This window comes from Pseudomonas sp. CP4, from assembly GCF_047758505.1.
GTDB lineage: Bacteria > Pseudomonadota > Gammaproteobacteria > Pseudomonadales > Pseudomonadaceae > Aquipseudomonas > Aquipseudomonas fluorescens_AO.
This window is the reverse complement of record NZ_CP180489.1, coordinates 2,093,028-2,119,763: the sequence shown is the minus strand read 5'-3', so window position 1 is coordinate 2,119,763 and position 26,736 is coordinate 2,093,028. Positions and strand designations below refer to the sequence as shown.

Here is a 26,736-nt window from a genome sequence, read left to right as displayed (position 1 = left end):
TCAGATGTGCAGAATGTATTCACGAACCAGTTTGCTGCCGAAGTACGCCAGCATCAGCAGGCAGAAACCGGCGAGGGTCCAGCGAATCGCCTTGTGGCCACGCCAGCCCAGACGATTGCGACCCCACAACAGCACGCTGAAGACGATCCATGCCAGACAGGCCAGCAAGGTCTTGTGCACCAGATGCTGAGCAAACAGGTTCTCGACGAACAGCCAGCCGGAAATCAGCGACAGCGACAGCAGCGTCCAGCCGGCCCAGAGAAAGCCGAACAGCAGGCTTTCCATGGTTTGCAGGGGCGGGAAGTTCTTGATCAGCCCGGACGGGTGCTTGTGCTTGAGCTGATGGTCCTGAACCAGCAGCAGCAATGCCTGAAACACGGCGATGGTGAACATGCCGTAGGCGAGGATCGACAATAGAATGTGGGCAAGGATGCCCGGCTCTTCGTCGATGATCTGCACCGTGCCGGTCGGCGCGAACTGCGCCAGCAATACCGTGATCGCGCCCAGCGGGAACAGCAGCACCAGCAGGTTTTCCACGGGGATCCGTGAACAGGCGAGCAGGGTCAGAGCGATTACTGCGGCGGCGATCAGGCTCGAGGCGCTGAAGAAGTCCAGGCCGAGGCCGATCGGGGTCAACAGATGCGTGAGCAGGCTGGCGCCGTGGGCGAGCACGGCGAACACGCCGAGGCTGACCAGCAGGCGCTTGTTCGCCTTGGCGCCGGTGGCCAGGCGGGTGCTTTGATAGACGGTCGCAGCGGCATAGAGCAGGGCGGCGGCGAGGGTGGTCAGCAAACTGGGTGACAAGGGGAGCATAAATCCTGTTAGGCGAGCCCGAAAGGCGCTGAGTTTGGCATAGAACCGCCACGGCACGAAAGACTCCGCAAGCTGACGGCGAGGTGTCCGCCGGCCGCAGTCTTCGCTATAATCCGCGACCTGCCCACGCCGCAGGCTCGCCGAGCACATGTTGATTCCGGTCTGGGCCGCCATTATCCCGGTTCGTACAGGGCCTGAAAGGATCGCGCAATGTTTGAAAACTTAACCGACCGTCTCTCGCAGACGCTGCGCCATGTCACCGGCAAGGCGAAGCTGACCGAGGACAATATCAAAGACACCCTGCGTGAAGTGCGCATGGCGTTGCTCGAAGCTGACGTCGCACTGCCGGTGGTCAAGGACTTCGTCAATTCGGTCAAGGAGCGCGCTGTCGGCACCGAGGTGTCGCGCAGCCTGACGCCGGGCCAGGCGTTCGTGAAGATCGTCCAGGCCGAACTCGAAAGCCTGATGGGCGCGGCCAACGAAGACCTCAACCTGAGTGCCGTTCCGCCAGCCGTGATCCTGATGGCCGGTCTGCAGGGCGCGGGTAAAACCACCACTGCCGGCAAACTGGCGCGCTTCCTTAAAGAGCGCAAGAAGAAGTCGGTCATGGTTGTTTCGGCGGACATCTATCGTCCGGCGGCGATCAAGCAACTGGAAACCCTGGCCAACGACATCGGCGTGACGTTCTTCCCGTCCGACCTGAGCCAGAAGCCGGTCGACATCGCCAATGCGGCTATTAAAGAAGCCAAACTGAAATTCATCGACGTGGTCATCGTCGACACCGCCGGTCGTCTGCACATCGACGAAGAGATGATGGGCGAGATCAAGGCGCTGCACGCCGCGATCAACCCGGTCGAAACCCTGTTCGTGGTCGACGCCATGACCGGTCAGGACGCCGCCAACACGGCCAAGGCCTTCGGCGACGCGCTGCCGCTGACCGGTGTGATCCTGACCAAGGTCGACGGCGACGCCCGTGGCGGTGCCGCACTGTCGGTGCGCGCCATCACCGGCAAGCCGATCAAGTTCATTGGTATGGGCGAGAAGAGCGAAGCGCTCGATCCGTTCCACCCTGAGCGTATCGCCTCGCGGATCCTCGGCATGGGCGACGTGCTCAGCCTGATCGAACAGGCCGAAGCGACGCTGGACAAGGACAAGGCCGACAAACTTGCCAAGAAGCTGAAAAAGGGCAAGGGCTTCGATCTCGAAGACTTCCGCGATCAGTTGCAACAAATGAAGAACATGGGCGGCCTCGGCGGGCTCATGGACAAACTGCCGAGCATCGGCGGCGTCAATCTGTCGCAGATGGGCAATGCCCAGAACGCCGCAGAGAAGCAGTTCAAGCAGATGGAAGCCATCATCAATTCCATGACCCCGGCCGAGCGCCGCGACCCTGAGCTGATCAGCGGTTCGCGCAAGCGCCGGATCGCCATGGGTTCCGGCACGCAGGTGCAGGACATCGGCCGCTTGATCAAGCAGCACAAGCAGATGCAGAAGATGATGAAGAAATTCACCGCTAAGGGCGGTATGGCAAAAATGATGCGCGGCATGGGCGGTATGTTGCCCGGCGGCGGCATGCCGAAAATGTGAGACAGGACACCAAGACTTCGCCGGTCGTCGCACCGGCGCAGACCCTGCAAGGCCGCAGGATCAACAGCAAACCCGCACTCGGCGGGAGCTGACTGGCCGTTTTTATCGACGGCTCTCTATGCAAATCTGCACGGCATGCCATGGGCGCCGGAAAAAGTCATTTGCAAAAGTCCGGATATTCCTTAGAATATGCGGCCTTTCGGGCACCCATGCCCGCTGTGCATTTAGATTTGCAGCACCGACTACAGGAACGATGTTCACATGCTAACAATCCGTCTTGCCCTTGGCGGCTCCAAAAAGCGCCCGTTTTACCACCTGACCGTAACCGACTCGCGTAACCCGCGTGACGGCTCCCACAAAGAACAGGTTGGTTTCTTCAACCCTGTTGCCCGTGGTCAGGAAATTCGTCTGTCCGTGAACCAAGAGCGCGTTGCCTACTGGCTGAGCGTTGGTGCACAACCTTCTGAGCGTGTTGCTCAGTTGTTGAAGGAATCTGCCAAGGCTGCGGCCTGAGCAATATGAACGCGACGCCAGCCCCTGCCGATGATTTGATCGTTATTGGCAAAATCTATTCTGTTCATGGCGTTCGCGGCGAAGTGAAGGTTTATTCCTTTACTGATCCGACTGAAAACCTGTTGCAGTACAAAACCTGGACGCTCAAGCGCGAAGGCAACGTCAAACAGGTCGAGCTGGTCAGTGGACGCGGGAGCGACAAGTTCCTGGTCGCCAAGCTCAAGGGTCTCGATGATCGTGAAGAAGCTCGTCTTCTGGCCGGTTATGAGATCTGCGTGCCGCGCAACCTGTTCGCTGAATTGACCGAAGGCGAGTACTACTGGTACCAGCTGGAAGGTCTGAAGGTCATCGACACCCTTGGGCAACTGCTCGGGAAAATCGATCATCTTCTGGAAACCGGCGCCAATGATGTAATGGTCGTCAAGCCTTGCGCTGGCAGCCTGGATGATCGCGAACGCCTGTTGCCCTATACGGAGCAATGCGTGTTGGCCGTCGACCTGGAAGCGGGCGAGATGAAGGTGGATTGGGACGCGGACTTCTAGACGTGGCTAATTTGCGCGTAGAAGTGATCAGTTTGTTTCCCGAGATGTTTTCCGCCATTGGCGATTACGGCATCACCAGTCGTGCGGTCAAACAGGGGCTCTTGCAGCTGACCTGTTGGAATCCGCGAGATTACACGACGGATCGGCATCACACTGTGGACGATCGCCCGTTTGGCGGTGGTCCGGGCATGGTGATGAAGATCAAGCCCCTGGAAGATGCGCTGGCTCAGGCCAAGGCAGCAGCCGGGGAGGCGGCGAAGGTGATTTACCTGTCCCCCCAAGGCCGTCAACTGACTCAGTCGGCGGTACGCGAGCTGGCACAATCGGATGCATTGATCCTGATTGCCGGCCGCTACGAAGGCATTGACGAGCGCTTTATTGAGGCTCATGTCGATGAAGAGTGGTCGATTGGCGACTATGTACTGTCTGGCGGCGAGCTGCCGGCCATGGTCCTGATCGATGCGGTTACACGACTGCTGCCTGGAGCTTTAGGGCATGCGGATTCCGCTGAGGAAGATTCCTTTACGGATGGTCTGCTGGATTGCCCGCACTACACCCGACCGGAGGTGTATGCGGATCAGCGTGTTCCCGACGTGTTGCTGAGTGGCAATCACGCGCATATCCGGCGTTGGCGTTTACAGCAGTCCCTTGGTCGGACCTATGAACGACGCGCCGATCTTCTGGAAAGCCGCTCGCTTTCTGGAGAAGAGAAGAAGCTGCTCGAGGAATACATCCGCGAGCGGGACGATAGTTAACAACGTATCGATGGTAGATCGAACGATTTACCTTAGGAGCACAGCATGACCAACAAAATCATCCTTGCACTCGAAGCAGAGCAGATGACCAAAGAAATCCCTACCTTCGCCCCAGGCGACACTATTGTCGTTCAGGTGAAAGTGAAGGAAGGCGATCGTTCCCGTCTGCAAGCGTTCGAAGGCGTTGTAATCGCCAAGCGTAACCGCGGCGTGAACAGTGCGTTCACCGTTCGTAAAATCTCCAACGGTGTTGGCGTAGAACGTACTTTCCAGACCTACTCCCCGCAGATCGACAGCATGGCTGTCAAACGTCGCGGTGACGTACGTAAAGCCAAGCTGTACTACCTGCGCGACCTGTCGGGTAAAGCAGCACGCATCAAGGAAAAACTGGCTTAAGCCCAGCTTCCGATGCAGAAAAAAGCAGCCTACGGGCTGCTTTTTTGTTGCCTGCGATTTACCGGATCCATCTTAAATGCCTCGCTCATTGGAGCTGCCTGTTTCTTGATCTGGCCGGCTATGAAAGACTGACGCCCCTTTACTGTCCAATTGCACGCAGCGCGAAAAAGCCCTGCCCTGAGCATCCATGTCTGCCATCGACCATCCGCTGATTGATCAATTTCTCGACGCTTTATGGCTGGAAAAAGGTCTCTCCGATAATACTCGCGACGCCTATCGCAGCGACCTCGCGCTGTTCAACGGCTGGTTGCAGGAGAAAAATCTCGAACTGATCAATGCCGGCCGCGAGTTGATCCTTGATCACCTGGCGTGGCGCCTGGAGCAAAACTACAAGCCGCGCTCCACCGCGAGATTTCTCTCCGGGGTACGTGGTTTTTATCGCTATCTGTTGCGAGAAAAACTGATCAGCGTCGACCCGACGTTGCGCGTCGACATGCCGCAACTCGGCCGGCCATTGCCCAAATCGCTGTCGGAAGCCGATGTCGAAGCGCTGCTCAAGGCGCCGGACCTGAGCGAGGCCATCGGCCAGCGCGACCGGGCGATGCTGGAAGTGCTGTATGCCTGCGGTCTGCGCGTGACCGAACTGATCAGCCTGACGCTGGAGCAGGTCAACTTGCGCCAGGGTGTATTGCGGGTGATGGGCAAGGGCAGCAAGGAGCGCCTGGTGCCGATGGGCGAGGAGGCGATTGTCTGGGTTGAGCGTTATATGCGTGATGGTCGCAATGAGTTGCTCGGTGGCCGTCCCAGCGATGTGCTGTTCCCCAGCCAGCGCGGCGAACAAATGACCCGCCAAACGTTCTGGCACCGCATCAAGCACCAGGCCAGGGTCGCCGGGATCAGCAAGTCGCTGTCGCCGCACACCTTGCGCCACGCGTTCGCCACACACCTGCTCAACCATGGCGCGGACTTGCGCGTGGTGCAGATGCTGCTCGGCCACAGCGACCTGTCTACGACGCAGATCTATACCCACGTCGCCCGCGCCCGATTGCAGGACCTGCACGCCAAACACCACCCACGCGGCTGACACATCCCATAATGTTGAAACACTGACCTGTGCCGAGGGGATTTATCCCCGTTAGGCTGCGCAGCAGTCGCAAACCCGGCTGGCTCGATTTTGACTGGAAGATCGCGGTGGATGGTTTAGGGCTGCTTCGCAACCCAGCGGGGATAAATCCCCTCGCCACAATAATGTGTGGCAGCTACATGTGGTTGTGGGTCAGTTGTACAAGCATGAAGATGTGTCAGTTGCACATGAGTGTGTGGCGACAGGCGCATTCGGCCACCGTGACCTTATGTGTTAGGCTTTGCCGGTTTGCACGATGGACGGTTATGACCCGGTGTTTCGCACGGGCGTTCTGATCGTTCCATACGCCCGCCCTCAGGAGTACTCATGCGTCTGACCCAGATTTTCGCTGCCGCCGCCATTGCGTTGGTAAGCACCTTTGCCGTCGCCGATGACGCGGCCGACAAAGCCATTCGTCAAAGCCTGGAAAAACTCGAACTCGAGGTTCCGGTCGAAAGTATCAGTGCCAGCCCGTTGCCTGGCATGTACGAAGTCAAACTCAAAGGCAGCCGCGTGCTGTACGCCAGCGCCGATGGCCAGTACATCGTGCAGGGCAACCTGTATCAGCTCGCGAATGGCAAACCGGTCAACCTGACCGAAAAGACCGAACGCCTGGGCATTTCCAAACTGATCAATGCCATCCCGGTGGCCGAAACCGTGGTCTACCCGGCCGTGGGCGAGACCAAATCGCATATCACCGTGTTCACCGACACCACCTGCCCGTACTGCCACAAACTGCATGCCGAAGTGCCCGAGCTGAACAAGCGCGGCATCGAAGTGCGCTACGTGGCGTTCCCGCGCCAGGGCCTGAATTCGCCGGGTGACGAGCAGCTGCAAGCTGTGTGGTGCTCCAAGGACAAGAAAGCCGCCATGGACAAAATGGTCGATGGCAAGGAAATCAAGGCCGCCAAGTGCGATAACCCGGTTTCCAGGCAATTCGCCCTCGGTCAGTCGATCGGCGTGAACGGTACACCGGCCATCGTTTTGGCTGACGGCCAGGTCATTCCGGGCTACCAGCCGGCGCCACAAGTCGCCAAACTGGCGCTTGGCGCGAAGTAATTCGCATCGTCACGGGCAACCGTTGACGATCGTGGTCCGGCAGTAACAGCGCCGGGCCATCAACAGAGAGCCGCGAGCACGCGGTTGTTTTCCGGCCGACCCTGTGTCGGCCGTTTCATGGGGAGTTCACAGTGAATCCGGTCAAAGTAGGCATCTGTGGGTTAGGGACCGTCGGTGGCGGTACCTTCAACGTACTTCAGCGCAACGCCGAGGAAATTGCTCGTCGTGCCGGGCGTGGAATCGAAGTGGCACAAATTGCCACGCGCACGCCAAAGCCTCAGTTCCAGACGACCGGTATTGCGATTACCAACGATGTCTTCGAAGTGGCCACGAACCCTGAGATCGACATCGTCATAGAGCTGATGGGCGGCTACACCGTTGCCCGCGAGCTGGTACTCAAGGCCATCGAGAATGGCAAGCATGTGGTCACCGCGAACAAGGCGCTGATAGCCGTTCACGGTAATGAGATTTTCGCCAGGGCACGCGAGAAAGGCGTGATCGTGGCGTTCGAAGCAGCGGTGGCCGGTGGCATTCCGGTGATCAAGGCGATCCGCGAAGGCCTGTCCGCCAACCGCATCAACTGGGTTGCCGGGATCATCAACGGCACCGGCAACTTCATCCTCACCGAAATGCGCGAGAAGGGCCGTACGTTCGAAGACGTGCTGGCCGAAGCGCAGGCACTGGGTTATGCCGAAGCCGACCCGACCTTCGACGTCGAAGGCATCGATGCCGCGCACAAGCTGACCATTCTGGCGTCGATTGCCTTCGGCATTCCGCTGCAATTCGACAAGGCATACACCGAAGGCATCACCAAGCTGACCACTGCCGACGTCAACTACGCCGAAGCGCTGGGCTATCGCATCAAGCACCTCGGTGTGGCGCGCAGCACTGACGCCGGCATCGAGTTGCGCGTGCACCCGACGCTGATTCCGGCCGATCGCCTGATCGCCAACGTCAACGGCGTGATGAACGCAGTGATGGTCAACGGTGACGCCGCCGGTTCGACGCTGTTCTACGGTGCCGGCGCTGGCATGGAGCCGACCGCTTCGTCGGTGATCGCCGACCTGGTCGACGTCGTCCGCGCGATGACTTCCGACCCGGAAAACCGTGTGCCGCACCTGGCCTTCCAGCCGGACTCGCTGTCGGCGCATCCGATCCTGCCGATCGAAGCCTGCGAAAGCGCTTACTACCTGCGCATTCACGCCAAGGATCATCCGGGCGTACTGGCTCAGGTGGCGAGCATCCTGTCGGAGCGCGGCATCAATATCGAATCGATCATGCAGAAGGAAGTCGAAGAGCATGACGGCCTCGTGCCGATGATCCTGCTGACCCACCGCGTGGTCGAGCAGCGTATCAACGATGCGATCACCGCGCTGGAAGCACTGGCTGGCGTCGATGGCCCGGTTGTACGGATCCGTGTCGAACATTTGAACTAAAAAAGCAGCTGCGAGCTTCGAGCTGCAAGCGGCAAGAAAAAGCAGTCCGGCTTTTACTTGAAGCTTGTAGCTCGTAGCTTGCAGCTCAAACCAAAGGTTTGCCCCTATGCGTTATATCAGTACTCGCGGCCAGGCCCCGGCCCTTAATTTCGAAGAGGTCCTGCTGGCTGGTCTGGCGACCGACGGCGGTCTGTACGTCCCGGAAAATCTGCCACGTTTCACTCAGGAAGAGATCGCTTCCTGGGCCGGCCTGCCGTATCACGAACTGGCGTTCCGGGTGATGCGCCCGTTCGTTACCGGCAGCATACCGGATGCCGATTTCAAGAAGATCCTCGAAGAAACCTACGGCGTGTTCGCCCACAGCGCCGTTGCGCCACTACGTCAGTTGAACGGTAATGAATGGGTGCTTGAGCTGTTCCACGGACCGACCCTGGCGTTCAAGGACTTCGCCCTGCAACTGCTCGGCCGTCTGCTCGACTACGTGCTGGAAAAGCGCGGCGAGCGCGTGGTGATTGTCGGTGCCACCTCCGGTGATACCGGTTCGGCGGCCATCGAAGGCTGCAAGCATTGCGAAAACGTCGACATCTTCATCCTTCACCCGCACCAGCGTGTGTCGGAAGTACAGCGTCGGCAAATGACGACGATCTTCGGCGAGAACATCCACAACATCGCCATCGAAGGCAACTTCGACGACTGCCAGGAAATGGTCAAGAACAGCTTTGCCGACCAGAGCTTCCTCAAAGGCACGCGTCTGGTGGCGGTGAACTCGATCAACTGGGCGCGGATCATGGCCCAGATCGTTTACTACTTCCATGCCGCGCTGCAGTTGGGCGGTCCGGCGCGCTCGGTGTCGTTCTCGGTGCCGACCGGCAACTTCGGCGACATCTTCGCCGGTTACCTGGCACGCAACATGGGCCTGCCGATCAACCAGTTGATCGTCGCCACCAACCGCAACGACATCCTGCACCGCTTCATGAGCGGCAACCAGTACGTCAAGGAAACCCTGCACGCCACGCTGTCGCCGTCGATGGACATCATGGTCTCGTCGAACTTCGAGCGTCTGCTGTTCGACCTGCACGGTCGCAACGGTGCGGCGATTGCCGGTTTGATGGACTCGTTCAAAAAGGATGGCAGCTTCAGCGTGGAACAAGAGCGCTGGACCGAAGCGCGCAAGCTGTTCGACTCGCTGGCGGTGGACGATGCGCAGACCTGCGAAACCATCGCCGACGTCTACGAGCAGAGCGGTGAAGTCCTTGATCCGCACACTGCCATCGGCGTGAAGGCTGCGCGCGAGTGCCGTCGCAGTCTGGACATTCCGATGGTGATTCTGGGCACTGCCCATCCGGTGAAGTTTCCCGAGGCAGTGGAGAAAGCGGGTGTAGGAAAAGCGCTCGAACTACCTGCACATCTTTCTGATTTGTTTGAGCGAAACGAGCGCTGCACCGTGCTGCCAAACGACCTGAAAGCCGTGCAAGCCTTTGTCAGTCAGCACGGCAACCGAGGCAAGCCACTCTAAGCCAGTAAAAGCTGTCACATTTTGAAGCCCGTCTCCTGACGGGCTTTTTTGTTTCTGCTGCCACACTGCTCGGGTTTTCACCCACGAAGGACGGGTGAGTCGATCACGAAGGAAATGGCAATGCTGTTTTACAGAGGTTTGAAACCGGCACTGGGCTGGTTGTTTTTGTTGGCGGTGCTGGGATGGATGCACAGCGGCGTGGCGGCGCAGATGGCACTCGATCAGGCCAATGCCGCGGTCAACGTGGCGGCTGTCGAGCTGGATGCGCAAGAGCGGCAGTGGATCCGCGACAACCCCAGAGTGACGGTGGCATCGGTGCAATATCCGCTGTACCTGTTTCAGGACGAACACGGCCAATGGAGCGGCCTGAACAACGATGTGCTCAAACGCGTCAGTGCAATGACGGGCCTGCAATTCGAGCATCAGGAGTCGTTCTCTACCGATCATATGCTTGAACGTCTGCAAAGCGGGGTCGCGGACATCAGTACGACATTGGCCATGAGTGATGATCGCAAGACCTTTCTGGATTTCAGTCATGCTTTCGGAGGTGCCGGCTGGGTTTTTGTCGGACATGCCAACACCCCAAGGGTGGAGTCCTTCGAACAGCTGGCCAAGCGCGTTGTGGTTTTACCCGCCCGCCATGCTCTGGAGGACGTGATTCGGCGCGATTACCCGTCGATTCAAATTCGTTCGGTGAAGACCTACGCCGAAGCGCGAGCGTTGGTGGAAAGCGGTGAAGCCTATGCGACCATAGAAAACGAAATCGGCGCGCAGCTTTATCCGTTGGGCATGCTCAAGGTCGGCGGACTGGTAGAAGGCAAGTGGGAAGCCGATCATCTGGCTGTGCGAAAAGGCATGCCGCAGCTGCTGAGTATTCTCAACAAGGCGCTGGAAGCTTTCCCGGCTGCCGAGTTGCGGGCGATCCGTCTCAAATGGCTTGAAGGCATCTCGCCGCCACCGGTGCCGTCCCTCTGGGAGCGGCTGGTCGAGTGGGCATGCTGGGCGATGGGGGTGATCGGTGTGTTCGGAATACTGTCGTTGGTATGGAACAGACGCCTGGCGGCGGTGATCAAGTTGCGCTGTGAAGCGGAAAAGGAGCTGGGTGATCAACTGGCCTTTCAGCATGCTCTGATCGATTCCATGCCAGACCCTGTATTCGTACGCGATTTGCAGGGGCGTCTGATCATCTGCAACCGCAGTTACGAAGAAGCGCTGTCGGTGCGCCTGGATCAGATGCAGGGGCGTTTGCTGATCGAGGTTGACGCATTTCCCGAAGCCACCGCGCGGATGCTGCACGACGAATTCATCGCGCAGCTGCAGACCCGCAAATCGCGCTTCAGCAAGCGCCAGTTGCTATTCAATGGCGGGCCTCGAGAGGTCTATCAGTGGACCGTGCCTTTTTACAGCGGCGACGGCAAGTTGCGCGGCTTGTTGGGCGGCTGGACCGACATCACCCAGCGCCGGACCGAGAGCGGCTGCCGATGTCTGCAATAAAGAAGGGAAATGTCCTGCAAGACGCGACTACTTTTCTGATGGGAGGCTTAAGACGCCTGCCCTAGAGTGGACGACAACTGCGGTGAGAGTCCGCGATGATCGCTCCAGAGGTCGCCCATGCGCTCGCTTAAAGTCCTGATTCTTGAACCTAACCCGTTCCAACTGATGGCATTGCATCAAATGCTCAATGCCATCGGCATCTACGACGTCTTGACCGCGCCTTCGCTTGCGTCAGCGCTGTGTTCCCTGGGGCACCGCGGTGCGGTAGATATCGCCATTTGCGATCCGCAACTCAAGGGTGGCGATGGCCTGGCTCTGATTCACCATTTGGCCGCCCACCATGAGGCGCGCGCGCTGATTCTGCTGGGGTCTGTCGCGCAGAGCCTGTTGAGTGATCTGGAACCGGTGCTCCGCCAGCAACGTCTGCGTCTGCTGGGGCGTCTGCAGACGCCGGTCTCGGCAGTGTTGATGAGGGGGCTGCTGGACAGCTATCTGATCACACCACAGGAACTCGTCGAGGTCTGAAGCCGGCGGTTATTTTTCTGTCATCTTCGCCGTGCATGCTCTGTCAGACGCAGGCCCATGAGATTGGGTGGCGACAGGCAGAACTTTCTTCTCGGGCCGGTGGTCATTTAATGTGAACACGCCCCAGGCACTGTGTTTTCGGACTATTGAGTGGAGATCGAGATGGAAAGTATCAGTCTATTGCTCGGTGAGGCTCTGAGCCCGTATCAGGTGACGCTGACCCCTCGCGGCAGCCATGGTGAATGTCTGGTGACGCTGAAGAACAGCAGCGGCGCCATTGTGGTGGAACGCGAATTCAATCAGGCCCAGTTGAGCGACAAGCGCTTGCTGACCGACGTGGTGGACGGCCTGCACCGCGACGTGATGATCGCCGAAGGGCGGCTGGAACCCTGCGTCATTGCAGCGTTGCGCAATGCAGCTCTGGACAAGCGTCCGGCCCTGTAAAGATGAAATATTTTTTGTGGGAACCTTCCTGCATCCCTGTCAGTCAGACCCCATAACAGCAGGATCAAGCATTGTGCTCCGGTGCTTGTCGCTTGCTGCTACGGGTCTCGAAGCAGACCCCGTTTAACCCCGAGTCGTCTCCCCACTTCTCGGGGTTTCTTTTGCCCGGCGTTTGCGCAGTGCGCGGCTTGTTGCTCGAAAAACCGAAGCGCCCGGCGGTGCTCAGATGGCCCCGTCTTCACGCAGCCGAGTGATTTGCGCCGCGTCGTAGCCCAGATCGCCAAGCACCTGAGCATTGTGTTCGCCCAACTGAGGCCCGACCCATTCGGACGACCCCGGCGTTTCCGACAACTTCGGCACGATGCCGGGCATTTTGAAATCCTTGCCGTCCGGCAGCTTGGCATGCAGGAACATTTCCCGCGCCAGGTATTGCGGATCGTTGAACATGTCCTCGGCGCTAAAGATCCGGCTGACCGGTACGTCAGCCTGGTTGAGCAAGTCGAGAACAGTCTGCAGCGGTAGGGAATTGACCCAGCGATCGATCACGCCATACAACTCGTCGCGACGACCGTCGCGGCCGTCATTACTGGCCAGCACCGGGTCGTTAGCCAGATCTTCACGGCCAATCACGAGCATGAAGCGTTTGAAGATCGCATCGCCATTGGCACCGATCTGCACATGCTTGCCGTCGGCGCTGGTGTGGATCGAAGAGGGCGTGATGCCCGGCATGATGTTGCCGCTGCGCTCGCGGATGAAACCGAAGACGTCGAACTCCGGCACCATGCTTTCCATCATCGCGAAAATGGCTTCGTAGAGCGCAACGTCGACTACTTGGCCCAGTCCGCCGTTGACCTCGCGATGACGCAGTGCCATCAATGCACCGATCACGCCCCACAGCGCGGCAATCGAATCGCCGATGGAGATCCCGGTGCGCACCGGTGGCCGGTCTTCGAAGCCGGTGATGTAACGCAGACCGCCCATGGATTCGCCGACCGCGCCAAAACCTGGCTGGTCTTTCATCGGCCCGGTCTGACCGAAACCGGACAGACGCACCATCACCAGTTTCGGATTCAGTGCGTGCAGGGTCTCCCAGCTCAGGCCGAGTTTTTCCAGTACGCCGGGTCGGAAGTTTTCGATAAGAATGTCGGCTTCACTGAGCAGCTTTTTCAGGATCGCCAAACCGTCAGGGTGTTTGAGATTGAGGGTCAGCGACTTCTTGTTGCGCGCCTGGACAAACCACCACAACGAGGTGCCTTCGTACAACTTGCGCCACTTGCGCAGGGGATCGCCGCCGTCCGGCGATTCGATCTTGATCACTTCGGCGCCGAATTCGCCGCAAATGCGCGAGGCAAACGGCCCGGCGATCAGCGTGCCCAATTCAATGATTTTCAGACCCGAGAGCGGTTTGCTGGTGAGCGGCATGCGAAATCCTGTAGGACAAGGCTGAACGGATACAGGGTTTTAACATAGCCGGCTGTCAGACGCCGCAGCTCGATCGCCATCAATTCGATGATTGCCTGTGGCATCGGTTAGACTTGCCGACTTTCCTCGTATCAAGAAGCCCGTTCATGGCCCAGCCGTCCACTACCTACAAATTCGAACTGAACCTCACCGACCTCGACCGCAGCGTCTACGAAAGCGTCAAGCAGACCATCGCCCGTCATCCTTCGGAGACCGAAGAACGCATGACCGTGCGGCTGCTGGCCTACGCGCTCTGGTACAACGAGCAGCTGTCGTTCGGGCGTGGTCTGTCAGACGTGGATGAACCGGCCTTGTGGGAAAAGAGCCTGGACGACCGTGTCCTGCACTGGATCGAAGTCGGCCAGCCGGATGCCGATCGCCTGACCTGGTGCTCGCGCCGCACCGAACGCACCAGTCTGCTGGCCTACGGCAGCCTGCGCGTATGGGAAACCAAGGTGATCCCGGCGATCAAGAACCTGAAAAACGTCAACATCGCCGCCGTTCCGCCGGAAGTGCTGGAGACCTTGGCCAAGGACATGCCCCGCGTCATCAAGTGGGACGTGATGATCAGCGAAGGCACGATCTTCGTCACCGACGACCGCGGTCAGCACGAAGTCCAGTTGCAATGGCTGCAAGGTGAGCGCGGCTGAGGTCGCGACACCGCTGATATTTTCCCACGAATCAAAGAGAAGCCTCCTTCGCCCCATGCGTATCGAACCTCGTCAACTGCCTGCCACGCTGCCTTTCCTCGGTGATCTGCCGCCACTGCTGACCCGCTTGTACGCGGCGCGGGGCGTGCAATCGGAAGCGGAGTTGGACAAAAGTCTGGCGCGCTTGATCCCGTTCCAGCAGCTCAAAGGCATCGATGCGGCAGTCGACCTGCTGGTGACGGCACTGGAGCAACGCCAGCGCATTTTGATCGTCGGCGACTTCGACGCGGACGGCGCCACCGCCAGCACCGTCGGTGTGCTCGGTCTGCGCCTGCTGGGCGCGGCGCATGTCGATTACCTGGTGCCGAACCGTTTCGAATACGGCTATGGCCTGACGCCGGAAATCGTCGAAGTCGCGCTGACCCGTGAACCGCAACTATTGATCACCGTCGACAACGGCATCTCCAGCGTCGAAGGCGTCGCGGCGGCCAAGCGCGCCGGACTGAAGGTGTTGATCACCGACCACCACTTGCCCGGCGATGAACTGCCGCAGGCCGATGCGCTGGTCAATCCGAACCAGCCGGGCTGCGAGTTTCCGAGCAAAGCGCTGGCCGGCGTCGGAGTGATCTTTTACGTACTCATGGCGTTGCGCGCGCGTCTGCGCAGCCTCGGCTGGTACGAGAGCAAGCCACAACCGAACATCGGCGAACTGCTCGACCTGGTGGCGCTGGGCAGCGTCGCCGACGTGGTGCCGCTGGATGCCAACAACCGCATCCTTGTGCATCAAGGGCTGGAGCGGATTCGTGCCGGCCGGGCGCGGCCGGGGATCAAGGCGATTCTCGAAGTCGCCAAGCGAGAGGCTGCGCGGATCACTTCCACCGACTTGGGTTTTATCGTCGGCCCTCGCCTGAACGCCGCCGGACGTCTGGACGACATGAGCCTGGGCATCGAGTGCCTGCTCACCGCCGACGCCAATCTGGCGCGAGAAATGGCTGCGCAACTGGACGGCATGAACCAGGATCGCAAATCCATCGAGCAGGGCATGCAACGTGAAGCGCTGGCGCAGCTCAAGGATCTGCCGGTCGAGTCGATGCCGTTCGGTCTGTGCCTGTTCGATCCGGAGTGGCATCAGGGCGTGATCGGCATCCTCGCCTCGCGGATGAAAGAGCGCTATTTCCGCCCGACCATTGCCTTCGCCGATGCCGGCGATGGCTTGCTCAAGGGCTCCGGACGCTCGGTGCAGGGCTTCCATATTCGCGATGCGCTGAGCGTGGTCGCGGCGCAGCATCCGAACCTGATCGCCAAGTACGGTGGCCACGCGATGGCCGCTGGTCTGACCTTGGCGCAGGAAAATTTTCCCTTGTTCGCCGAGGCATTTGACGCTGAAGTACGTAGGCAACTTCGCGAAGAAGACCTCACCGGGCGCATGTTGTCGGACGGCACGCTGGCCGTCGAAGAGTTTCACCTCGAACTGGCCCGCGCCTTGCGTCACGCCGGGCCATGGGGGCAGCATTTCCCCGAGCCGCTGTTTCATGGCGTGTTCCAGTTGGTCGAGCAGCGCGTGGTTGGCGAACGGCATTTGAAAGTGGTGCTGAAAAGCGAATGCGGCTCGGTGAAGCTCGATGGCATCGCGTTTGGCATTGATCGCGATGTATGGCCGAACCCGACGATTCAATGGGTGGAACTGGCTTACAAGCTCGACGTTAACGAGTTTCGCGGCAACGAGACTGTGCAGCTGATGATTGCTCATATCGAACCGCGTTAAGCCATTCGCGAGCAGGCTCGCTCCCACAATACGGTGCAGTCTTGTGGGAGCGAGCCTGCTCGCGAAAGTGTCCTTTCACACACTGAATTACTCTGAACCCTCCGTCATTCCCGGTTGTCGACTAGGCTCTAAGCACTGCTTGATTGGCCTTGTGACGTCTTGTCGAATTTTTGCCCGCGGGGGCGGGTGCTGCACCCTTTTTCTGTCACTCGTCGACTTTTCAAACAGAACCCTGGAGCCTGCCCACTGATTCGAGAGGTGCCCCATGAGTCTGCTGCTTGAACCCTTTACTCTTCGCCAACTGACCCTGCCCAACCGCATCGCCGTGTCGCCGATGTGCCAGTACTCCAGCGTCGACGGCCTGGCCAACGACTGGCATCTGGTGCACTTGGGCAGCCGCGCGGTGGGCGGTGCCGGTCTGGTTTTCACCGAAGCCACGGCAGTTACCGCCGACGGGCGCATCACCGCCGAAGACCTCGGTCTGTGGAACGACGAACAGATCGAACCGCTGCAACGCATCACTCGCTTCATCACCGCCCAGGGTGCGGTCGCTGGTATTCAACTGGCCCACGCCGGGCGCAAGGCCAGCACCCACCGGCCGTGGATCGGAAAGCATGGCAGCGTCAAACCCGAGGATGGCGGCTGGACCCCGGTCGGGCCATCACCGATTGCTTTCGATCCGCAACACACCCAGCCGAAACAGCTCGATGAAGGGCAGATCGCCGAGGTGATTCAGGCCTTTGTCGACGCGGCCAAACGCGCGCTGACGGCGGGGTTCAGCGTGGTCGAGGTGCATGCCGCGCACGGCTATCTGCTGCATCAGTTTCTTTCGCCGCTGAGCAATCAACGCCGCGATCAATACGGTGGTTCGTTCGAAAACCGCATCCGCCTGGTGCTGCAAGTCACCGAAGCGGTGAGGGCGGTGTGGCCAGAGGAATTGCCGGTGTTTGTCCGCGTCTCGGCAACCGATTGGGTTGAAGACGGCTGGAATCCGGATGAGACCGTGGAGCTGGCGCGTCGCCTGCACACCCTGGGTGCCGACCTGATCGATGTGTCCTCGGGTGGTACGGCGGCGAATGCGGAGATTCCGGTCGGGCCCGGTTATCAAACGCGCTTCGCCGAACGGGTGCGCAAAGAGTCAGGCATCGCCACTGGCACGGTAGGCATGATTACCGAGCCGGCGCAGGCCGAGCACATCCTGCGCACCTGTCAGGCCGATATCATTTTCCTCGCCCGGGAACTGCTGCGTGACCCGTACTGGCCGTTGCATGCCGATGACGATCTGGGTGGACGCAAAGCGGTGTGGCCGGCGCAGTATCAGCGGGCGACCCATCGGGATCAGCCGATTCATGAATCGGATTTGCGTGATTGAGTCAGTCGAGATAAAGCAAAAAGCCCCGGTCAGTGATGGCCGGGGCTTTTTTTCGTCTGGTTGTCTTTGTTGCCGTGCTGGCGCCATCGTTGGCAAGCCAGCTCCCACAGTTTTGGTGGCGTACGCGAAATTTATGCTCGACACCATTCATTGTGGGAGCTGGCTTGCCAGCGATGAGGTCCGCGCAGGCGCCTCAAATCTTCAAGGGTATTTGCGCTTGTCCGGCGCTGGCGGGAAGTACTGGTACAACCAGGTCTCACTTAAGGTGCGGTCGTTGGTACGAATGAACAGGCGCAGTTCCACGGGCTCGACACTGTCATTGGTCGGGTACCAGTCGAACAGGATCCGGTAACCCTTGATGTCGTCCAGCACCAGCACGCTGAAATCCTGCACCTTGCCGTTCGAGCAGGTCACCACCGGTTCGATCCCGGTGCCCTGCGGCAAACGTTCCAGCCCGCCGCCGGTGAAATCCACGGCAAAGCGGCGTGCCCACACCTCTGGGTAATGTTCGCCCGGTGCCCAGCCTTCGGTGAAACCGCCCATGCCGGAACGGGTCGCGTGCACCCGCGCCAAAGGCGTACCCACTGGCGGCAGTGCGCTCCAGTAGAGCTTGTAGCCATAATTGAGCGAGTCCCCGGCAGCCACGGGTTTTTTCGGCGTCCAGAACGCGACGATGTTGTCCAGCGTCTCGCCGGTGGTAGGAATTTCCAGCAGATCGATAGAGCCTTCGCCCCATGCGGTCGTCGGCTCTACCCACAGGCTCGGACGCTTGCTGTACCAGTCGACGGTGTCCTGATAGTTGGCAAATTCGTGATCGGTCTGCACCAGACCGAAACCCTTCGGATCCGTATCGGCGAACGCATTGAACTGCAGGGTGGCCGGGTTGTTCAGCGGGCGGCAGATCCACTCGCCGTTGCCGCGCCACATGGCCAGGCGATCCGAGTCATGAATCTGCGGGTGGATGGTGTCGCACATGCGCCGTTCGTGGGTGCCACAGCTGAACATGCTGGTCATTGGCGCCACGCCGAGTTGTTCGATGGTGGTACGAGCATTGATGTGCGCGTCGATTTCCATGACCACGCGCTCGGCCTGGCAATCGATGTCGAAGCGATAGGCGCCGGTCGCGCTCGGCGAGTCGAGCAGGGCGTAGACCACAAAACGTGTGGCGTTCTTGTCCGGCGTCTCGAACCAGAACTTGGTGAAGTCGGGAAACTCTTCGCGCTTCTTCGCGTAGGTATCAATGGCCAGGCCGCGCGCGGAGAGGCCATATTGGCCAGTAGCATCGACCGCACGGAAATAGCTGGCGCCGAGAAACGACACCACGTCATGCCGATCCAGCTCCGGTGCCTTGAACAGTTTGAAGCCGGCAAAACCCAGATCGCCCTTGAGCTGCTGGGTGTCGACCGAAGTGTTCTCATAATTGAACAGCGCCGGGCGGAAATGCACCTCGCGTGCCATGCGCGTCTTCGGATCAACGCTGTACATGCGCACCGGCTGACGGAAACCCATGCCGACGTGGAAAAACTGCACGTCCAGCTGACCTTTGTTTTCCTTCCACAGGGAATGCTCGCCGTCGTAGCGGATCGCGTTGAAATTCTGCGGAGTCATGGTCGCCAGGGTTGGCGGCAACACCTGTTTCGTATCCTGATAGGCATTGCCGGCGAGCTGCTTGGCCTGACGCTTCAACGCTTCGAAATCGAAGGCCTGGGCCTCGCCATCGGCGGCGCCACCATTGGCCGCCCAGGCGCGAGCGGCCAACAGACCCGACGCGGAAAGACCGGTATAGGCCGCAATGGCCATGGACGCTTTGAGCAAATTCCTGCGGTGCATAAATACAACCTGTCGTGTGCAATCCAGCGCCGTTCCTGGCACCTGTCGGATCGGAAATTACGGTTCGGTCATGCCTTCGGCCAAACGCAACGGACTATAAACAGATGCCCGCTAGCTTAATCGGTTCGATTGTCGGGCAAAAAGGCTTGTTTGCGTTGCGTCATCTGGCAATGAAACAAGACATGTCTGTAATTTTTCTGACAGGGCTCTCTGATTTAGAGGGCATATCTGCTTTTTTCGATTAATTACTCTAAAAACCACTTTTCAACGCCGATTTAATTCCTATTCTATGGGCAAGACCGGATACAAGCCTTCGTGCCGGCGGGGCACACGACGCTGCTCGAAGAGGCAGGGCGATGTGAGGTTCAGCAGTTTCTTGACTCAATAGAGAAGGACATCGTCCATGGCAAAAATACACGGCATCACCGAAATGTTAGGAATCTTTCCATGCTTGGGCCTCGGGCGCAGAAGACGCCGGCTCAGTTCGGAAGAGTTGAAGCTGGTTGAGCGTTATCGAGAGCTTTCCGAGAATGACCGGATTGCGATGAGGTATCTGGTGGATGCGATGCGGAGTGTTTCGCGGTTTTAAAGCTGGGGCGGGAGCCGTGAAACCATTTGGCTTTTACGGCGGCCAGATCAGTCAGCCACTCGCGTCGGCATCGGCGAGGCCTATATCGATGGCCATTCAACTGGCTAGAAGGTTTACAGGCTGGCCTTGTAGCGAGGGCGAAAGCTTCCTCGCTACAAGGCCTTCTGGTTTAGCGGACCGGATACGGTTGCTGGCCGTGCATCAAGTCCGGTACATCACGCCATTTGACCCACGCCTGCTGTTGCCAGTGCAGCAATGGCACGGTGACGCCTGCCCAGTGCATCGAACTGAGGCTCGGTTGATTGTCCACAGGATTCGATTGCACTTCGCGCAGCATCGGAATGACTTCATGGCTCAACCATTGGCGCAGGTGACGGTTTTCCGGGACGAAGTGATGGATGAGCAGGGCGAACAGCCCAGACTCGCTGACCATCGCGCAATCGACGATTTCGCCGTTCTTTCGCAATAGCACATTGCGACGCTGGTCGGGATCGAGTTTCAGGGTGAGACGTTCGTTGAGGTGGTAACCCATCAGGCGCCCAAGGTCCTGAACACAGAACCATATCTCGTGTTCCTGCATAAAAGCATGAAGGAAGCGGTCGTGGCGGGTGAAGATGGTGGGGGTGAAGTGCGTCGACGGAGCATTCTGGATTTGCGTAGACATGTAGTGACTTCCGTTTCGAGTTGGAAAGCCGCCACCAATTCTTCGAAAAATTGGGTGGCGAGCCGAATGGCGTTCGAAGTCGGGTTACTTCCTGTCGAAACGGTAAAGCCGGAAGGCCCGCGCCACACGGCCCGCCATAAAGCAGAACTGAAGTTGTGAACAATCAGCAGTTCAATGGAGGGCATGCAAGCACCGTTTTGACAGTTTCCGGCTTCGACCCCGGGTCGCTGAGTTTGCAGCGACGGGTAAAGCCTATCGGTCAGGCACTTGCGGCGACAAGTCTACTCTTTCGCCGCACAGCGTAGGAAATTGAGCTTTTTCAGGAAGGCTGCATCTGTAGGAAATGCCTGTTTTTACGCCCTCGCCAGCGAGGCTATCCCTGAGCAGTGTTTTTTCCGTTATTTGTGGAAATCTTGCGCACCGCTGCCGGTGCTGGGCCCTCGTTTCAGGCTCGGAGGATTTCCATGACTAACGGAGAGTTCAATGAAGGTTTCCCTCAGACAGATCAACGGCCCTTGGGATCAGGGTTGGGTGCTGGACAAACACATGGTAAGTAGTACCTGTCTTGGCAACGATGAACGCGGACATCCATGCTTCGATAATCAGCGCACTGAAGTTGGCGAGGCGACCTACCAGCTCAAATACCAGAAGGATTGGACGCAGGTCAGCCCACTTGCCCAAGCCGTTGCGACAAATGTTTTTCCAAAACTGGATCAGGTAGGTTTCGTGGTGCCTATGCCTGCTTCAAAGATTCGTCAGCGACAACCTGTTACTGAGGTCGCTCTGGCGTTAGGACGAATTATCGGGCGGCCGGTTTTCTCGGATTTGCTTCGGAAAGCGAACACAGGGAAGTCGCTCAAGGATTTGCATTCCAAAGCCGACAAGGTTGCCGCGATTGGAGACAGTTTCAGCGTCAATGATGAAATCACCACCGATGGGCGCTGGAATGTTTTGGTTGTAGATGATTTGTTTGATAGCGGCGCGTCGATGGACGCGGCCTGCGCTGTTTTGCGTAAATATCCGAAGGTGGGGAAAATTTACGTCGCAGCGCTAACCTGGAAGTGAACTCAATGACGACTGTATTTATTGCCGGCTCTATCAATATCAAGAACCTTGATCCCAAGGTAAAGGAGCGCATCAGTAATATCGTGGCGTCCGAGTTTGAGGTGGTAGTGGGTGATGCGGGTGGCGCAGACACCTCGATTCAGGAGTACCTACTGAGCCTCGAAGGATCCAGAACAACGGTCTTTTGCAGCGGTTCGGTACCGAGGAACAATCTTGGGCGGTGGCCCGCCAGGACCGTGGTCTCAAAACATTCCAAGGGATCGAGAGCCTTTTTCACCGAAAAAGACCTGGTCATGGCCGAAGCGGCTGATTACGGGCTAATGATATGGGATGCCAAGAGTACCGGTACGCTCAGCAACGTTATTGAACTGTTGTCGAGAAAAAAGAAGTCGCTGGTATTCGTCAACAAGGAAAAGCAGTTCAAAGTGGTCGGGGACGTCAGTCAGCTCGAGGAGTTGATTGCAGTCATGTCCGATCACGCCAAGCAAAAAGCCAACGAAAAAATCCGTTTGTTTGATCGTATTTCCTTACTGAAACATGATCAGGCGGAGCTTTCCTTCTAATGATTGTTCTTGGCTTTCTGACCCTCTGCAGCCTGTCTGTGAGGGCTCAAATAGGGCGTTGAGCCAAACCGAGTTCTTCGCGAACAGGCTCTCTCTCACAGAGAAGTGCCGATCGTAGGTAGTTGTTGACCTCAGTGCCTGAACATCACATGCCGAACCGTGGTGTAGTCCTCCAGCCCGAACATCGACATATCCTTGCCGTACCCGGACATTTTCTGACCTCCATGTGGCATTTCGCTGACGAGCATGAAGTGCGTGTTGACCCAGGTGCAGCCGTACTGCAGCCGCGCTGACAGGCGATGCGAACGCCCTGTGTCGGCGGTCCAGATGGAGGAGGCGAGGCCGTAGTCGGAGTCGTTGGCCCACTCAAGCGCTTGTGCTTCATCGGTAAATTTGGTCACCGAAACCACTGGACCGAACACTTCACGGCGGACGATTTCGTCATCCTGCTGCGCGTCGGCCAGCACCGTGGGTTCAAAGAAGAACCCATTGCCTTCGACAGCCTTGCCGCCGGTGATCAACCGGATGTGCGGCTGCGCCACGGCGCGCTCGACGAAAGCGGCGACGCGGTCGCGGTGTTGTGCGGTGATCAGCGGGCCCATCTCGGTGGAGGGATCATCCTGCACGCCGTATTTGATCGTGCTGACCGCCGCGCCGAGTTTTTCGACGAATTTGTCGTAAATCCCTTGCTGCGCGTAGATCCGGCAGGCAGCGGTGCAGTCCTGCCCGGCGTTGTAAAAACCGAAGGTACGAATGCCTTCCACCGCCGCGTCGATGTCGGCATCGTCGAAGATGATCACCGGTGCCTTGCCGCCCAGTTCCATGTGCATGCGCTTAACGCTGTCGGCGGTGCTGGAAATGATGTTCGACCCGGTGGCGATCGAACCGGTCAGCGACACCATGCGCACTTTCGGATGGCTGACCAGTGGACTGCCGACGGTAGCGCCCCGGCCGAACACCAGATTGAGTACACCGGCCGGGAATATGTCCGACGCCAGTTCGGCCAGACGCAACGCCGTCAACGGGGTTTGTTCCGACGGTTTGAGCACCACCGTATTACCGGCAGCCAACGCCGGAGCGATTTTCCAGGCGACCATCATCAGCGGGTAGTTCCACGGTGCGATGGAGGCGATTACACCAACCGGATCGCGGCGAATCATCGAGGTATGCCCGGGCAAGTATTCGCCAGCGGCCGAACCGCCCATGCAACGACTGGCGCCGGCGAAGAAGCGGAACACGTCGGCAATCGCCGGAATCTCGTCGTTGAACGCGGCGCTGTAGGGTTTGCCGCAGTTGTCGGATTCCAGTTTCGCCAGTTCCTCGCCGTGGGCTTCGATGGCATCGGCGAGTTTGAGCAAAAGCAGCGAGCGGTCTTTCGGCGCGGTTTGTGACCACTCGGCGAAGGCGTTGTCGGCGGCACGCACGGCGGCATCGACCTGGGCTTCGCTGGCTTCGTTGATCTCCACCAGTATTTCGCCCCGCGCAGGATTGAGCACCGGCTGCGCCGGGCCTTCGCCGTCGATCAGTTGGCCGTTGATCAAGAGTCTGGTTTGCATGGGTTTGTCCTCTTTACAGCAACTGTTGTTTTCCTGAATAAACCGGGACCCTGTGGGAGCGAGCCTGCTCGCGAAAGCGCTGTGTCAGTCGACATCAACGTTGGATGTGCCGGCCACTTCGCGAGCGGGCTCGCTCCCACAAGGGAAAACGGTGTCTGTCAGATATTTATTTCCCGCCACTCCCCGCCACGCTCTCGCCCCCTCGCGTCAAGTAATACGCGCCGAGAATCGGCAACATCGTCACGATCATCACCAGCATCGCCACGACATTGGTCACCGGCACATCCCGTGGGCGGCTCAACTGATTGAGCAGCCACAACGGCAACGTGCGTTCATGCCCGGCGGTGAATGTGGTGACTATGATTTCATCGAACGACAACGCAAACGCCAGCATGCCACCCGCGAGCAACGCCGAACCGAGGTTCGGCAGGATGATGTAGCGGAAGGTCTGCCAGCCGTCGGCGCCGAGATCCATCGACGCTTCGATCAAACTGTGTGAAGTGCGGCGCAGGCGAGCGATAACGTTGTTGTAGACGATCACCACGCAGAAGGTCGCATGGCCGACGATGATGGTGAACATCCCCAGCTCGATGCCCAGCGACTTGAACGTCGCCAGCAAGGCGATCCCGGTGATGATCCCCGGCAACGCGATCGGCAAAATCAGCATCAGCGATATGCCTTGCTTGCCGAAGAAATCGCGCCGGTACAACGCGGCCGAGGCGAGTGTGCCGAGCACCATGGCGATCAACGTGGCGATGGCTGCGATCTGCAATGACAGCTTGATGGCTTCCAGTACATCCGGCCGGGAAAACGCCACGCTGAACCAGTGCAGGGTAAAGCCCTTCGGCGGAAAACTGAACGCCGCGTCTTCGGTGTTGAAGGCGTAAAGGAAGATGATCAGGATCGGGAGGTGCAGAAACACCAGCCCGCCCCAGGCTGCGACGCGCAAACCTATAGAAGCATGCCCTTGGGATGAAGATTCAGAGCGCATCGAAGGCCCCCAGACGTTTGACGATGGCCAGGTAAACCGCAATCAGCACGATCGGCACCAGCGTAAACGCCGCCGCCATTGGCATATTGCCAATCGCCCCTTGCTGCGCGTACACCATGCTGCCGATGAAGTAGCCCGGCGGGCCGACCAGTTGCGGCACGATGAAGTCGCCCAGGGTCAGCGAAAAAGTGAAGATCGAACCCGCCGCAATCCCCGGAATCGACAAAGGCAAGATCACCTGCATAAAGGTCTGACGCGGCTTGGCGCCCAAGTCGGCAGACGCCTGCAACAGCGACGGCGGCAAACGCTCCAGCGAGGCCTGGATCGGCAGGATCATGAACGGCAGCCAGATGTAGACGAACACCATGAACCGCCCCAAGTGCGAGGTCGACAGAGTGCTGCCGCCGACACCGGGAATCCCCAGAACCATCTGCAACACCGGCTCCAGACCCAGGTGCTGAACGAACCATTGCGCCACGCCGCCCTTGGCCAGCAGCAGCGTCCACGCGTAAGCCTTGACGATGTAACTGGCCCACATCGGCAGCATCACCGCGATGTAGAAAAACGCCTTGGTCTTGCCCGTGGTATAGCGCGCCATGTAGTAGGCGATCGGAAATGCAACGATGGCGCTGGCGATCGAGACGACGATGGCCATGCTCAGCGTGCGCAGGATGATGTCAAAGTTCGACGGCTGGAACAGCGCGGCAAAATTGGCCAGCGTCAGGTCCGGCGTGACTGCCATGGTGAAGTCGTCGAAGGTGTAGAAACCCTGCCACAACAGCATCAGCAACGAGCCGAGATAGATCGCGCCGAACCACAGCAGCGGCGGCACCAGCAGCATCGACAGGTACAGGTTGGGCTTGCGATAGAGCAGGTTGGAAAACCTGCGCAGCGGTGGCGACGAAGTCATCGCGAGCGAGCTCATTTCATACCCCGCTGGCCACGGTGTCGTGCAGCGCGATCATCGCTTCCCGCGCCCAGCGTGCGCTCAGACGCTGGCCAGTCTGTAGCTGTACGCCGCTGTCGAGCCACTGGTTGTTGGCCTGGCTGATGCTCAGGGTCTGGCCGTTTTCCAGCTGCAATTCATAGCGCGTGGCGCTGCCCTGATACTGGATATCGTGCAGCAGGCCGCTGACTTCGATTTCATGGCTGGCGAGTGGGCCTTCGGCGAAACGCACGTGTTCCGGGCGAATCGAAAACGGCTGTGGATGGCCGCTGATTTCCCGCGCCAGATCGCCGCGAATCACATTCGAGGTACCGACGAATTCGGCGACAAACGTGGTGCTCGGTTTCATGTACAGATTGCGCGGACTGTCGACCTGCTCGATGCGGCCCTTGTTGAACACCGCGACGCGATCGGACATCGACAGCGCTTCGGTCTGATCGTGGGTGACGAAGATGAAAGTGATGCCGAGCTGACGTTGCAGCTTCTTCAGCTCGCTTTGCATCTGCTCGCGCAATTTAAGGTCTAGCGCGCCCAACGGCTCGTCGAGCAACAGCACGCGCGGGCGATTGACCAAGGCGCGGGCGAGGGCGACACGCTGGCGCTGACCGCCAGACAACTGCACCGGTTTGCGTGAGCCATAGCCGCCGAGGGCGACCATGTCCAAGGCTTCTTCGGCACGCTGATGGCGCTCGGCTTTACCCACGCCTTTGACCTTCAAACCGTAGGCGACGTTGTCGAGCACGTTCATGTGCGGGAACAGTGCGTAATCCTGGAAAACCGTGTTGACGTCGCGTTGATACGGCGGCAAACCGGCGGCTTCGGCACCGTGAATGCGGATCGAACCGGCGCTCGGTTGCTCGAAACCGGCGATCAGGCGCAGGCAAGTGGTCTTGCCCGAACCCGAGGGGCCGAGCATGGAAAAGAACTCACCGTCCTCGATGTCGATGGAAACCCGGTCAACGGCCTTCACCTCACCGAACTGCCGGGACACGTTGGTGAACTGGACTGCAAGTGGCATGGTGTGTTGCTCCCCAAAAGGCGAGGGCTGTCGCGCCTGCTCGGCCTTACTGCTGGAAAACCT

Annotated in this window: 26 protein-coding genes; 18 read left to right on the top strand and 8 right to left on the bottom strand. The window is 59.0% G+C overall.

Annotated elements, in window-relative coordinates; genetic code table 11:
- A complete protein-coding gene (locus ACMYUN_RS09545) occupies nt 1–813 on the bottom strand; it encodes an inner membrane protein YpjD (RefSeq protein WP_016771539.1) in 813 nt (270 codons plus the stop codon).
- A gap of 210 nt (nt 814–1,023) precedes the next feature.
- Between ACMYUN_RS09545 and ffh the strand changes: the two genes are divergently transcribed.
- From ffh to ACMYUN_RS09485, 12 genes are all read left to right on the top strand, one after another.
- Nucleotides 1,024–2,400, top strand: a complete 1,377-nt coding sequence (gene ffh / locus ACMYUN_RS09540; RefSeq protein WP_007967791.1) for a signal recognition particle protein — start codon at nt 1,024–1,026, stop codon at nt 2,398–2,400.
- A 261-nt stretch (nt 2,401–2,661) separates the two neighbouring features.
- The gene (gene rpsP / locus ACMYUN_RS09535) at nt 2,662–2,913 is read left to right on the top strand and encodes a 30S ribosomal protein S16 (protein WP_003185073.1); all 252 of its coding nucleotides are present in this window, start codon (nt 2,662–2,664) and stop codon (nt 2,911–2,913) included.
- A gap of 5 nt (nt 2,914–2,918) precedes the next feature.
- Complete coding sequence (rimM, locus tag ACMYUN_RS09530; protein WP_016771538.1) at nt 2,919–3,455, top strand: ribosome maturation factor RimM; 537 nt, start codon at nt 2,919–2,921, stop codon at nt 3,453–3,455.
- Between the two features lie 44 nt (nt 3,456–3,499).
- Entirely contained in the window at nt 3,500–4,210 is a 711-nt protein-coding gene (trmD, locus tag ACMYUN_RS09525; RefSeq protein WP_231507574.1) for a tRNA (guanosine(37)-N1)-methyltransferase TrmD, read from the top strand.
- Nucleotides 4,211–4,255: 45 nt separating this feature from the next.
- Complete coding sequence (gene rplS / locus ACMYUN_RS09520; RefSeq protein ID WP_003175895.1) at nt 4,256–4,606, top strand: 50S ribosomal protein L19; 351 nt, start codon at nt 4,256–4,258, stop codon at nt 4,604–4,606.
- A gap of 187 nt (nt 4,607–4,793) precedes the next feature.
- Nucleotides 4,794–5,690, top strand: coding sequence for a site-specific tyrosine recombinase XerD (gene xerD / locus ACMYUN_RS09515; RefSeq protein ID WP_415763561.1), 897 nt, complete (start codon nt 4,794–4,796; stop codon nt 5,688–5,690).
- Between the two features lie 366 nt (nt 5,691–6,056).
- A complete protein-coding gene (dsbC, locus tag ACMYUN_RS09510; protein WP_039759111.1) occupies nt 6,057–6,788 on the top strand; it encodes a bifunctional protein-disulfide isomerase/oxidoreductase DsbC in 732 nt (243 codons plus the stop codon).
- Nucleotides 6,789–6,919: 131 nt separating this feature from the next.
- On the top strand, nt 6,920–8,224 hold the full coding sequence (locus ACMYUN_RS09505; RefSeq protein ID WP_039759108.1) for a homoserine dehydrogenase: 1,305 nt from the start codon (nt 6,920–6,922) through the stop codon (nt 8,222–8,224).
- Between the two features lie 106 nt (nt 8,225–8,330).
- Nucleotides 8,331–9,740, top strand: coding sequence for a threonine synthase (gene thrC / locus ACMYUN_RS09500; RefSeq protein WP_415763560.1), 1,410 nt, complete (start codon nt 8,331–8,333; stop codon nt 9,738–9,740).
- A 120-nt stretch (nt 9,741–9,860) separates the two neighbouring features.
- Nucleotides 9,861–11,234 (top strand): transporter substrate-binding domain-containing protein, encoded by a 1,374-nt coding sequence (locus ACMYUN_RS09495; RefSeq protein ID WP_415763559.1) that lies wholly within the window; start codon nt 9,861–9,863, stop codon nt 11,232–11,234.
- A 117-nt stretch (nt 11,235–11,351) separates the two neighbouring features.
- The gene (locus tag ACMYUN_RS09490) at nt 11,352–11,759 is read left to right on the top strand and encodes a response regulator (RefSeq protein ID WP_415763558.1); all 408 of its coding nucleotides are present in this window, start codon (nt 11,352–11,354) and stop codon (nt 11,757–11,759) included.
- A 162-nt stretch (nt 11,760–11,921) separates the two neighbouring features.
- On the top strand, nt 11,922–12,203 hold the full coding sequence (locus ACMYUN_RS09485; protein ID WP_016771530.1) for a DUF3509 domain-containing protein: 282 nt from the start codon (nt 11,922–11,924) through the stop codon (nt 12,201–12,203).
- Between the two features lie 222 nt (nt 12,204–12,425).
- Here ACMYUN_RS09485 and ACMYUN_RS09480 read toward each other — a convergent pair whose 3' ends face one another.
- Entirely contained in the window at nt 12,426–13,625 is a 1,200-nt protein-coding gene (locus tag ACMYUN_RS09480; protein ID WP_415763557.1) for a CaiB/BaiF CoA transferase family protein, read from the bottom strand.
- A gap of 146 nt (nt 13,626–13,771) precedes the next feature.
- On the opposite strand from ACMYUN_RS09480, the gene ACMYUN_RS09475 reads away from it, so the two are divergent.
- The 3 genes from ACMYUN_RS09475 (at nt 13,772) to ACMYUN_RS09465 (ending at nt 17,451) form a co-directional block, all read left to right on the top strand.
- Complete coding sequence (locus tag ACMYUN_RS09475) at nt 13,772–14,314, top strand: YaeQ family protein (RefSeq protein ID WP_415763556.1); 543 nt, start codon at nt 13,772–13,774, stop codon at nt 14,312–14,314.
- 55 nt (nt 14,315–14,369) lie between these two features.
- A complete protein-coding gene (gene recJ / locus ACMYUN_RS09470; RefSeq protein WP_415763555.1) occupies nt 14,370–16,079 on the top strand; it encodes a single-stranded-DNA-specific exonuclease RecJ in 1,710 nt (569 codons plus the stop codon).
- Between the two features lie 265 nt (nt 16,080–16,344).
- Complete coding sequence (locus ACMYUN_RS09465) at nt 16,345–17,451, top strand: NADH:flavin oxidoreductase/NADH oxidase (RefSeq protein ID WP_039759093.1); 1,107 nt, start codon at nt 16,345–16,347, stop codon at nt 17,449–17,451.
- A gap of 201 nt (nt 17,452–17,652) precedes the next feature.
- Here the strand turns inward: ACMYUN_RS09465 and ACMYUN_RS09460 are convergent, their stop codons facing one another.
- A complete protein-coding gene (locus ACMYUN_RS09460; RefSeq protein WP_415763554.1) occupies nt 17,653–19,281 on the bottom strand; it encodes a glucan biosynthesis protein D in 1,629 nt (542 codons plus the stop codon).
- A gap of 403 nt (nt 19,282–19,684) precedes the next feature.
- Here ACMYUN_RS09460 and ACMYUN_RS09455 point away from each other — a divergent pair, with 403 nt between their 5' ends.
- A complete protein-coding gene (locus tag ACMYUN_RS09455) occupies nt 19,685–19,870 on the top strand; it encodes a hypothetical protein (RefSeq protein WP_208938597.1) in 186 nt (61 codons plus the stop codon).
- Between the two features lie 169 nt (nt 19,871–20,039).
- Here the strand turns inward: ACMYUN_RS09455 and ACMYUN_RS09450 are convergent, their stop codons facing one another.
- Complete coding sequence (locus tag ACMYUN_RS09450) at nt 20,040–20,534, bottom strand: Bro-N domain-containing protein (protein WP_415763553.1); 495 nt, start codon at nt 20,532–20,534, stop codon at nt 20,040–20,042.
- Between the two features lie 483 nt (nt 20,535–21,017).
- Here ACMYUN_RS09450 and ACMYUN_RS09445 point away from each other — a divergent pair, with 483 nt between their 5' ends.
- Together ACMYUN_RS09445 and ACMYUN_RS09440 are read left to right on the top strand one after the other, a co-directional pair.
- Complete coding sequence (locus ACMYUN_RS09445; protein WP_415763552.1) at nt 21,018–21,599, top strand: ComF family protein; 582 nt, start codon at nt 21,018–21,020, stop codon at nt 21,597–21,599.
- A gap of 5 nt (nt 21,600–21,604) precedes the next feature.
- The gene (locus ACMYUN_RS09440; protein WP_415763551.1) at nt 21,605–22,162 is read left to right on the top strand and encodes a hypothetical protein; all 558 of its coding nucleotides are present in this window, start codon (nt 21,605–21,607) and stop codon (nt 22,160–22,162) included.
- Between the two features lie 131 nt (nt 22,163–22,293).
- Here ACMYUN_RS09440 and ACMYUN_RS09435 read toward each other — a convergent pair whose 3' ends face one another.
- The 4 genes from ACMYUN_RS09435 to ACMYUN_RS09420 all read right to left on the bottom strand — a co-directional run bounded on the left by ACMYUN_RS09435 (nt 22,294) and on the right by ACMYUN_RS09420 (nt 26,673).
- Nucleotides 22,294–23,718 (bottom strand): gamma-aminobutyraldehyde dehydrogenase, encoded by a 1,425-nt coding sequence (locus ACMYUN_RS09435; RefSeq protein WP_415763550.1) that lies wholly within the window; start codon nt 23,716–23,718, stop codon nt 22,294–22,296.
- Between the two features lie 166 nt (nt 23,719–23,884).
- Nucleotides 23,885–24,709 (bottom strand): ABC transporter permease, encoded by an 825-nt coding sequence (locus tag ACMYUN_RS09430; protein WP_415763549.1) that lies wholly within the window; start codon nt 24,707–24,709, stop codon nt 23,885–23,887.
- Nucleotides 24,699–25,619, bottom strand: coding sequence for an ABC transporter permease (locus ACMYUN_RS09425; RefSeq protein ID WP_415763966.1), 921 nt, complete (start codon nt 25,617–25,619; stop codon nt 24,699–24,701). Before ACMYUN_RS09425 ends, ACMYUN_RS09430 begins: the two co-directional genes overlap by 11 nt.
- Before the next feature lie 16 nt (nt 25,620–25,635).
- Nucleotides 25,636–26,673 (bottom strand): ABC transporter ATP-binding protein, encoded by a 1,038-nt coding sequence (locus ACMYUN_RS09420; RefSeq protein WP_415763548.1) that lies wholly within the window; start codon nt 26,671–26,673, stop codon nt 25,636–25,638.
- Between the last annotated feature and the right edge of the window lie 63 nt (nt 26,674–26,736).